Genomic DNA, 8021 nt, shown 5'->3' with positions numbered 1-8021 from the left:
CCGAAATTAACAAGTCGCCTCAGAAGGTAATTGATCGCCTTTGTATCCAACTCTAAATCTTAAGTGCCATTTATATAGAACATGACTTTTGGCATCGGCATAGAGAGATAGGTTAATAGAAATGCAATGTCGCAGAAGGTTTTCTACATCTTCTTGGCGAATTGTTCCTATAGGTGACAGGAAAATGATGACACAAATAGTGCAGTCCGAAGAAGATATTTGGGACGCAGTCTACAAAATAAAATACTTGTTGAAAGGCCTGCCTTTTTCAGAAAAAGATACGCAGTGCGTCATCGTCAGCCTGCTCGAAATTGCGCATAATGTGTTGGACCATGGAGGAGGTATGGGGACCGTTATTTGCAAGAGAGTAGACGGAGGAATTTGTTTCATTGTATCCGATCAGGGGCCTGGAATCCCTTGTGTAGACACCATCCTGAAGGGACAGTATACGTCTCATTCAGGATTGGGCTTAGGATTAAACGGAGCAAAACGATTAATGGATGAACTGAAGATTGAAACATCTACGAAAGGAACGAGGATCATTGCCATTAAACGATATGTCTGATAAACGGGATGAACACAACTTGCGACTGGCTTCTGTAGGACAAATTGCCGCTGGCATTGCTCATGAGGTCCGAAATCCTCTAACAGCGGTTAAAGGCTTCTTGCAATTGCTGCAAGAGCAAGCGCCGCATAACTATATCGATATTGCTCAGCAGGAATTGGATAATGCGATTTCCACTCTGCAAAATCTCCTTAATGTATCCAAGCCGGACGCGGAAGATGAACCGGTAACCCGATTCAGCTTATGTGCGGAATTGGAATCCCTGTTAAGCTTATTTCAAGACCAAATATACCGTGTAACGATCGAGAAGTCTTTTGAACAGCCGGAGGTTGAAATTTCAGGCAGGAAGAACCAGCTTAAGCGGGCTTTCTTTAACATTCTGAAAAACTCCTTCGAAGCCATCTCGGGGAAAGGAACGATTCGAATCAGTCATTCCTGCGACAACAATACGGTTTATGTCTCGATCTCCGACACCGGAGTAGGCATTCCTCGGGAAAAGCTTATGCTGCTTGGAACGCCCTTCTTTACGACCAAATCGGAGGGAACCGGGATGGGGCTGACCTATGTCTATTCAACAGTTTATCAGCATGGCGGCTCGATCAGAGTAGAAAGTGAGGAAGGGCAAGGAACGACTTTTCTGTTGGAATTTCCTCTGAATGTTCCGGTTGATAAAGGAGTGGTAGTCATGGACCTGCAATATGAACAAGGGATTCAGCTCAAGGATTTTCTCAGCATCAACAAGGATGAATTCGAGCAGCGGCTGTTGAACGAAGCCGTAAACATTAGAGATATCATCCAGGATATAAAGACGATAGGCAATATCGATCTGTTGAGCAATGCGCAGAAATTGGTCCATCTGATGATTGACCATAAAGATTTGGAAATCGTCAACTTCGCTCAACAGGAAGGCCAGCTTTGGGCTCGGCATTCCTCCCTCAACTTGGCGGTCAAGCTGGAATGGTTCCAGGCTATCCGGAGAGTATTATGGGATTTCATTTATAATTACGAGCGTCTTAGCAAGCAGCAAATTACGCGGGAGCAATTTTTCGCTCTGGAAAGACAAATCAATACGACGCTGGATATTTTCCTCCGCCACTTCTTCATGATCTATACCCGGTTCAAGGATGAATTAACTCAATCGCACAAAGAATTGATCGATGACTTGTCTGTGCCGATCATCCCTCTTTCCGCATCGGTTTCCATTCTTCCTCTGTTGGGAACGGTCGATACACACCGGGCTAAAGTGATTCAGGAGAAGGCACTGCACCAAATCGGAGCCTCCAAAATCAGGACCTTGTTAATCGATATGTCGGGTGTCGCCTTCCTGGATACGATGGTGGTCAAGCATTTGTTCAAAATAATGGACGGCGTCAGTTACATGGGCTGCAAAGCGATTGTCACCGGGATCCGCCCGGAAATCGCCAGTACGATTGTCGATCTGGGCATCTCCTTCAGCGATAAAGTGGAGACGAAAGGAACGCTGCAGCAGGCCTTGGAGGAGTTAGGGCTGCAAATCCTGGATTCCGAGACAAAAAGTACATCTTAGCTCCAGGCAGCTCCGGCTTGCAGCGAATCGAATGCATCGCATACATAAGAACCCCTTCAGCCAATCCGCCTGGAGGGGTTCTGTCATTCATACCGCACGCAGCCGGCAAGGATGCTTGTTTACGGGGAACGCTGCAGCAGCGCCTCCGTTTCTTCAATCAGTCGGCGGAGCATTAGCACGCCTTCCCTGGTTCGCTCTTTATCGGAAGATATCAGGCTGACGGCCCGGTCTATTCGGCTCTTGTAATTATCCGGCTTCAAGGCAAAGCTGTCGGCTATCGCGACTGCCTTCTTCTCGTTGATGCAGTACTGTTCGTTCCTGGCGAATAGGACTTGATTCAGACAGGAAATCGTGCGGAAGCAGCACCCTGAAACGTAAGATATATCGTCCTTATCCGCATGATTCTCGGCGAACATCAAGGAAAAGGACGCTTCAAACATGAAATAGCGAAGAATGGCATCCTGCAGCGCCTTGGGGTAGGGCATCGTCTTCGCCTTCAATGCGGAGATCCGATTCTCGGGATCGGCCAGTATTTGGCATATGGATATCTCGCCCATATACATGACATTGATGAAGGCATGAGGATGACCCGCATGATAATGCGCGGTGACCGAACCTGACAAGCCATCGTCAATAACTTGAGCCACCCTCTTCACATCGCGAAAAATAAAATCAACATGGTAGCCCCGGACGACAAGCCATCCTCCGCCATTAACCCATGGTCCCCATTCGCCCAAGGAGGTGATAATGCTCTCCCTATGCTCATCATCCAACTTAGCAGCTATAAGGGCTAGAGCACGCACATCAAAGCCGGCGGCTTCATCATAGTAAATTCCGATATCGATATCCGAATCGGGACGATGCGTCCCCTTCGCCCGCGATCCGCCCAGGACGACTCCCACAATGCCGGGCACGCCCTTCAACTGCTTCATTATCTCTTCCAGGATGGCCTGTATTTCCACTAATCTCTCTCCTTTCTAACGATCTGTTCTGCAGTCTTTTTATCATAAGCCTTCCCAACTTAGACGCCACGGCCTCGAAACCACTCTAGCATGAAATAGGTGTTGGAAGAACGGATTAAACAGCTATTAATTAAAAAGGACAATAAAACAACCGCTGCCGGACAAGACATCCCGACAGCGTTATTATGGACTAACGGATCATATTCCTCTTTTTCCATAAACCTTATGTCTAACCGCTGCAATTAAACAAAAAAATACAGACCGATCCGAGCATTTGCTAAATCCCTGAACCAACATTCTTCTAAATGGCCATGCAGGAAAATTATATTTTATGTAGAAATAATAGGATATTTCAAACTGGGCCCATACCAATAACTGTTGTAAGGAAACTACTCCGGATTGTATAGAGCAACTGGTAAATCATAAACGCCGATGGATCACATTATTGCATTAGGGGGAAATTTATGTCGTCCACAAACAGATTCTATACTTTCAGTTATCATGGGGCTTCCAACGATAAGCTATTGATCGAACAGGAATGGGAGAAATTCGTGTCCGGTTGTTCTGCGCCGATTAATGTAAGGCCTTTCATGTTCCATTCCTGGAAACGGTGCCTGGAACAAGGGATCGATCCGCACCTTATCCAAATTCCATATAGCTTGGGGACGGATCAGATCCAGGAGTACGTCACCTCCGATCCGTTATTCCGGATGGTCAAACCACTCTTGATCAAGCTGAAGCAATACGCCGGAAATACCGGTTATCTTGTTACTTTCTCCAATCCTGCCGGGGAAATGGTCTACTGCGACGGGGATTTGTCCCTAAAGCTGAAAGCGGAAGACATTCACTTGTCGCCGGGTGCGAATTGGAGCGAGAGCAGTGCGGGAACGAACGGGATTGGTACTTCTCTGGTTACCGGGCTGCCGTTACAGGTGTTTGCCAGCGAGCATTTCTGCCAGGAAATTCACGAATGGACCTGTTCCGCAGCTCCTATCCGTGATCCCGGTACGGGCAAAATTGCCGGAATCGTCGATTTATCCGGGTTCTGGACGGCCAACGATCCGAGAACTCTGGCAGCCGTAATCCGCACGGCTCGGGAAATCGAGAGCCTGCTTTATAACCAATTGAGAATAGAGCGTTTAAGGCTGGCTCAATATTTTGTGGATTTAACCCATAGGACGACACTGCCTCTTGCGGTTTTGGACCGGGCGGGACGGGTCGTCAAGGCTTCCCCTATTCTGTATGAGAAAGGATGGATTTCCCCTGAACATTCGCTAGAACCTCCCTCTTTCGCCAAAGAATCCTTGTCCTCAACAACAACCTGGGAAATGACGGACAACCTTGAGAATAAGAGGTGGCTCTTCGAGCTTTCGCCCTACTATTACGGGGGAGAAGCCATCGGATCGGTTGTTCATGCCCTTCCGCCGGAGATTAGGGTCAGCCCTTCGTTACCGGACTTCCGTCATTTTCCGACATCCCCGACACTGGAGAATAACAAAGCAGCGAGCGAAGAGCGGACCGCCGCCCAACCAGCCCCCTTCTATCAATCGCTGTTCCGGCATCACCCCGATGCCATCTTCGCTTATGATTTACAAGGCTTTCTCCTTGAAGCCAATCCCGCTGCGGAGAGATTGCTCGGCTATGATGCGAATGAGTTGAGCAGCATAGCGGTCTGTGATCTGGCCTGCCCGGACAGCAAGGAGCTGAAGAGGAAGGCTTTCGCCCAAGCGGCGGGCGGTATGCAGCAAGAATTCGAGGCGGTTTTCCGGCATAAGCAGGGACACAGCATCCATGCCATGGTGAATAGTTTTCCGATCATTATGAATAACGAAATTGTCGGCGTCTTCGAAACCGTTCGCGGAATTCAACCGAATCACCAGCAGATGGCCGAGGACTTGAAATTGACCAAAGAACAGCTTGAATTCTATCTAAGCAATACTGAGGATGCGATCCTTGTCGTCGATGCCGATTTTCATATCGTTAAAGTCAACCAAGCCTGTGAACGTATGTTTGGCTGGACGGAGCAAGAGCTGCTTGGCAAAGAGCCCCCGATGGTGCCGGGCCATTTGGAAAGCGAAAACGAAGACATGCGCAACCACATGCTGCGTTCACGGCACGTCATTCCTTACGAAACGGTGAGACAGCGAAAAGACGGCAGCCTGATCCATGTTAACCATTGTGCCGCTCCCCTCTTCGACAGTAAGGGCAGCGCAGCCGCCTATGTACTTATTTCAAGGGATATTACCGCCCTCCATCAAATGCACGATATGCTGATTGAAAGTGAGAAGCGGCTGCGGACGTTGATCAATTCCATGCCCGACCTCGTCATCTTCAAGGACGATCAAGGGAAATGGCTCGAAGCCAATAATACGGCGATAGGCGCGTTAAATTTGGAGAAGATCGATTATCAGGGAATGACGGACAGGGAGCTGGCCTCCTGCAATCCATTTTATCGGGAAACCTTCATTAAATGCTCGTTGTCCGATCGCCGGGTCTGGGACAAAGGCAGCCTCATCCGCTTCCAGGAAATCATCCCGCATCCTGGCGGCAGGTCCACAATCTTGGATATTATCAAAGTTCCCATTTATCATGGGGACGGCAGACGCAAAGGATTGATCGTCATCGGACGCGACATCACCGAGCTGAAGCAAACGGAAGAATTGCTGCGCAAAACCGAGAAACTCGCTGTTGTCGGTCAATTGGCGGCGGGAATCGCCCACGAGATCCGCAATCCGCTTACGACGCTTAAAGGCTTCCTAAGCTTGCTGCAATCTGCCACAACTGCGACGAACATCTGGTATCTGGAAGTCATGCTGTCCGAAATCGAGCAAATGGAGTCCATTACCGACCAGCTCTTGACTGTAGCCAGGCCGCAAACCATCAGGATGGAAAAGAGAAATTTGGAGGCTTTGATACGGCAGGTTTCTTCATTTTTGTATCCGCTTGCAACGATGCATAATGTACAGATTTCAGTGGAATCGGACTCTAGCGACTTGCTCGTCGAATGCGAAGAAAACCAGCTTAAGCAAGTTTTCATCAATATTATCAAAAATGCGATTGAGGCGATGCCGCAAGGCGGACAAATTGCCATGAAGGTGAGGCGGTCCGGGGATTTCGTTTCGGTTCAAGTGGCGGACTCCGGCTGCGGCATACCGCAGAACAGAATCGCCCGCTTGGGCGAACCATTCTACAGCTTAAAGGAGAAGGGGACCGGCCTCGGGTTAATGATCTGCTACAAAATTATCAAGGAGCATAAAGGAACCCTTCAAATTGACAGTGAAGTAGGCCGGGGAACGACCGTCGAAATTATTTTGCCGCTCTAGGCAGTTATAAAGTCATAAAGTTCAGGTTGCGCGGCTAAGAACGCCCCAAAGTGATTATAGTCTTGCATCCGCCGCAGTTTCGCGTTCGGGATGACAGACGCTAGGTAATCCGCATGGCGAATCGGTACAACTTGATCCGCTTCGCTGTGCCAGAACGCAACAGGCACGTGAATTTTTTGCAACGGGATGTTCCATGGTTGTCCAAAAATCACATAATCATCAACCATTCCTTCCACTTGCCTAGCTGCTTCGATAGCGGTTTGTTTAAGAACGGGAACCAGGTCGTCCGAAAGTAATTTTCGATCCAATTCCGGTAGGTTAGCGATATAATATTCCGTAAAGCGGTCTGGATCAGCATTGACCATATTTGCTAACTGGGTTATATATGCACGGGTGAATTCAGGACCCTGGAGACAAATCTTTTCTTCCGTATAGAGACATAAATCTTCTTGACCAAGGATATCGAGAGGACCCATTCCACTAATAACGGCAATTTTTCGAACGCGTGTTGGCATTTGATACCCACAGGCAAGAGCATAAGGCGTCCCGCCGGAAAAACCTGCAATAGAAAAACGCTCAACACCAATTTTATTTGCTAATGCTTCAAGGTCCTGGCACCAATCATGAAGTGTTCTTCCCGCTTTTGCATCTGACAACCCGTATCCTGGACGTTCCGGTACGAGGATTCGCAACGGAACGGGACCTTCCTTTGCAATAGATTCCAGTCGGGCAGCATAGATTTGGTGCCGCGCCCCCGCGTCCCATGGAATACAAAGACCGCTTTACCATCACTTTGACCATACTCTGCCCATGCAAGTTTTCTACCGTCATTTAACATTACGGTATAATCCTTCATATGCCTAGCCCCCACTTCAATTTAATATTTTGTATTCTGCTAAAGTAAATCCAGAACCTTCAAAGAATGCCGTTGTTCCGGCGGCTACCGTCCTTCAGGAAGATATCCGCCACTCGCCTGCATCATGCTGCCGTCTCCACAGCCGGGCATACAAGCCATCTGACGAAAGCAATTCGTCATGCCGGCCTTGCTCCACGATCCGCCCCTGATCCAGTACGACTATCCGATCGGCATGCTGCACGGTCTTGAGCCGGTGAGCGACGACTATGACGGTTCAGCCGAGAACAAGCCGATCGATCGCTTGCTGAATCTCCGCTTCATTCTCGGAATCGAGAGAAGCTGTCGCTTCATCGAGGAGAATGATCGGCGCATTTTTCAGTATCGCCCTGGCAATGGAAATTCGCTGTTTTTCACCACCCGACAGCGTGCTTCCGCCCTCGCCTACCATCGTGTCGTAACCGTTTGGCAGCTTCAGGATAAAATCGTGACAACAAGCAAGCCGCGCCGCTTCCTCGATTTCCTCGCGCGTTGCGTTGCTTCGTCCGAACCGGATATTGTTCGCAATCGTGTCCTGAAAGAGGTATACATCCTGAAACACCATAGATACGTTGTGCAGCAACGCTTCCGGGTCGATGGCACGAGTATTCTCTCTGCCCATCGCCACCGTCCCCTTTTCCGGGTCGTATAGTAAGTAACTCAACTTTCGCACCTTGAAAATCTGTACTAAGCCTTGATAGGGCTAGGATTTTCTCTTGAAAAATCTCGTTCT

5 protein-coding genes and 1 pseudogene are annotated in these 8021 nt (G+C 48.8%); 3 read left to right on the top strand and 3 right to left on the bottom strand.

The genetic code is table 11. The features are described from left to right. Positions 1-184 precede the first annotated feature (184 nt). Both FS806_RS24560 and FS806_RS24555 read left to right on the top strand, forming a co-directional pair. Positions 185-565 (top strand): ATP-binding protein, encoded by a 381-nt coding sequence (locus tag FS806_RS24560; RefSeq protein WP_144941923.1) that lies wholly within the window; start codon positions 185-187, stop codon positions 563-565. Next, entirely contained in the window at positions 558-2111 is a 1554-nt protein-coding gene (locus tag FS806_RS24555) for an ATP-binding protein (RefSeq protein WP_144941927.1), read from the top strand. Before FS806_RS24560 ends, FS806_RS24555 begins: the two co-directional genes overlap by 8 nt. Before the next feature lie 119 nt (positions 2112-2230). Here the strand turns inward: FS806_RS24555 and FS806_RS24550 are convergent, their stop codons facing one another. Next, entirely contained in the window at positions 2231-3043 is an 813-nt protein-coding gene (locus FS806_RS24550; protein ID WP_144941925.1) for a nucleotidyltransferase domain-containing protein, read from the bottom strand. Between the two features lie 494 nt (positions 3044-3537). On the opposite strand from FS806_RS24550, the gene FS806_RS24545 reads away from it, so the two are divergent. After that, a complete protein-coding gene (locus FS806_RS24545; protein ID WP_144941921.1) occupies positions 3538-6396 on the top strand; it encodes a PAS domain S-box protein in 2859 nt (952 codons plus the stop codon). Here the strand turns inward: FS806_RS24545 and FS806_RS24540 are convergent. Together FS806_RS24540 and FS806_RS24535 are read right to left on the bottom strand one after the other, a co-directional pair. Continuing rightward, positions 6393-7052 (bottom strand): alpha/beta fold hydrolase, encoded by a 660-nt coding sequence (locus FS806_RS24540; RefSeq protein ID WP_186328528.1) that lies wholly within the window; start codon positions 7050-7052, stop codon positions 6393-6395. The two genes, FS806_RS24545 and FS806_RS24540, sit on opposite strands and share 4 nt — an antisense overlap. Before the next feature lie 294 nt (positions 7053-7346). Beyond that, positions 7347-7943, bottom strand: a pseudogene (locus FS806_RS24535) (ABC transporter ATP-binding protein); the annotation flags it as partial. Positions 7944-8021: the final 78 nt, after the last annotated feature.

This window comes from Paenibacillus sp. 32O-W (assembly GCF_007679495.1).
GTDB classification, from domain to species: domain Bacteria; phylum Bacillota; class Bacilli; order Paenibacillales; family NBRC-103111; genus Paenibacillus_L; species Paenibacillus_L residui.
Note: the sequence above shows the minus strand (reverse complement) of the source record. Positions and strands in the feature narration are given on the sequence as shown.

Bases quoted from the DNA above. Each gene is read 5' to 3' on its own strand.
- FS806_RS24560 (WP_144941923.1), top strand. From the start codon at position 185: ATGATGACACAAATAGTGCAGTCCGAAGAAGATATTTGGGACGCAGTC.
- FS806_RS24555 (WP_144941927.1), top strand. From the start codon at position 558: ATGTCTGATAAACGGGATGAACACAACTTGCGACTGGCTTCTGTAGGA.
- FS806_RS24550 (WP_144941925.1), bottom strand. From the start codon at position 3,043: ATGAAGCAGTTGAAGGGCGTGCCCGGCATTGTGGGAGTCGTCCTGGGC.
- FS806_RS24545 (WP_144941921.1), top strand. From the start codon at position 3,538: ATGTCGTCCACAAACAGATTCTATACTTTCAGTTATCATGGGGCTTCC.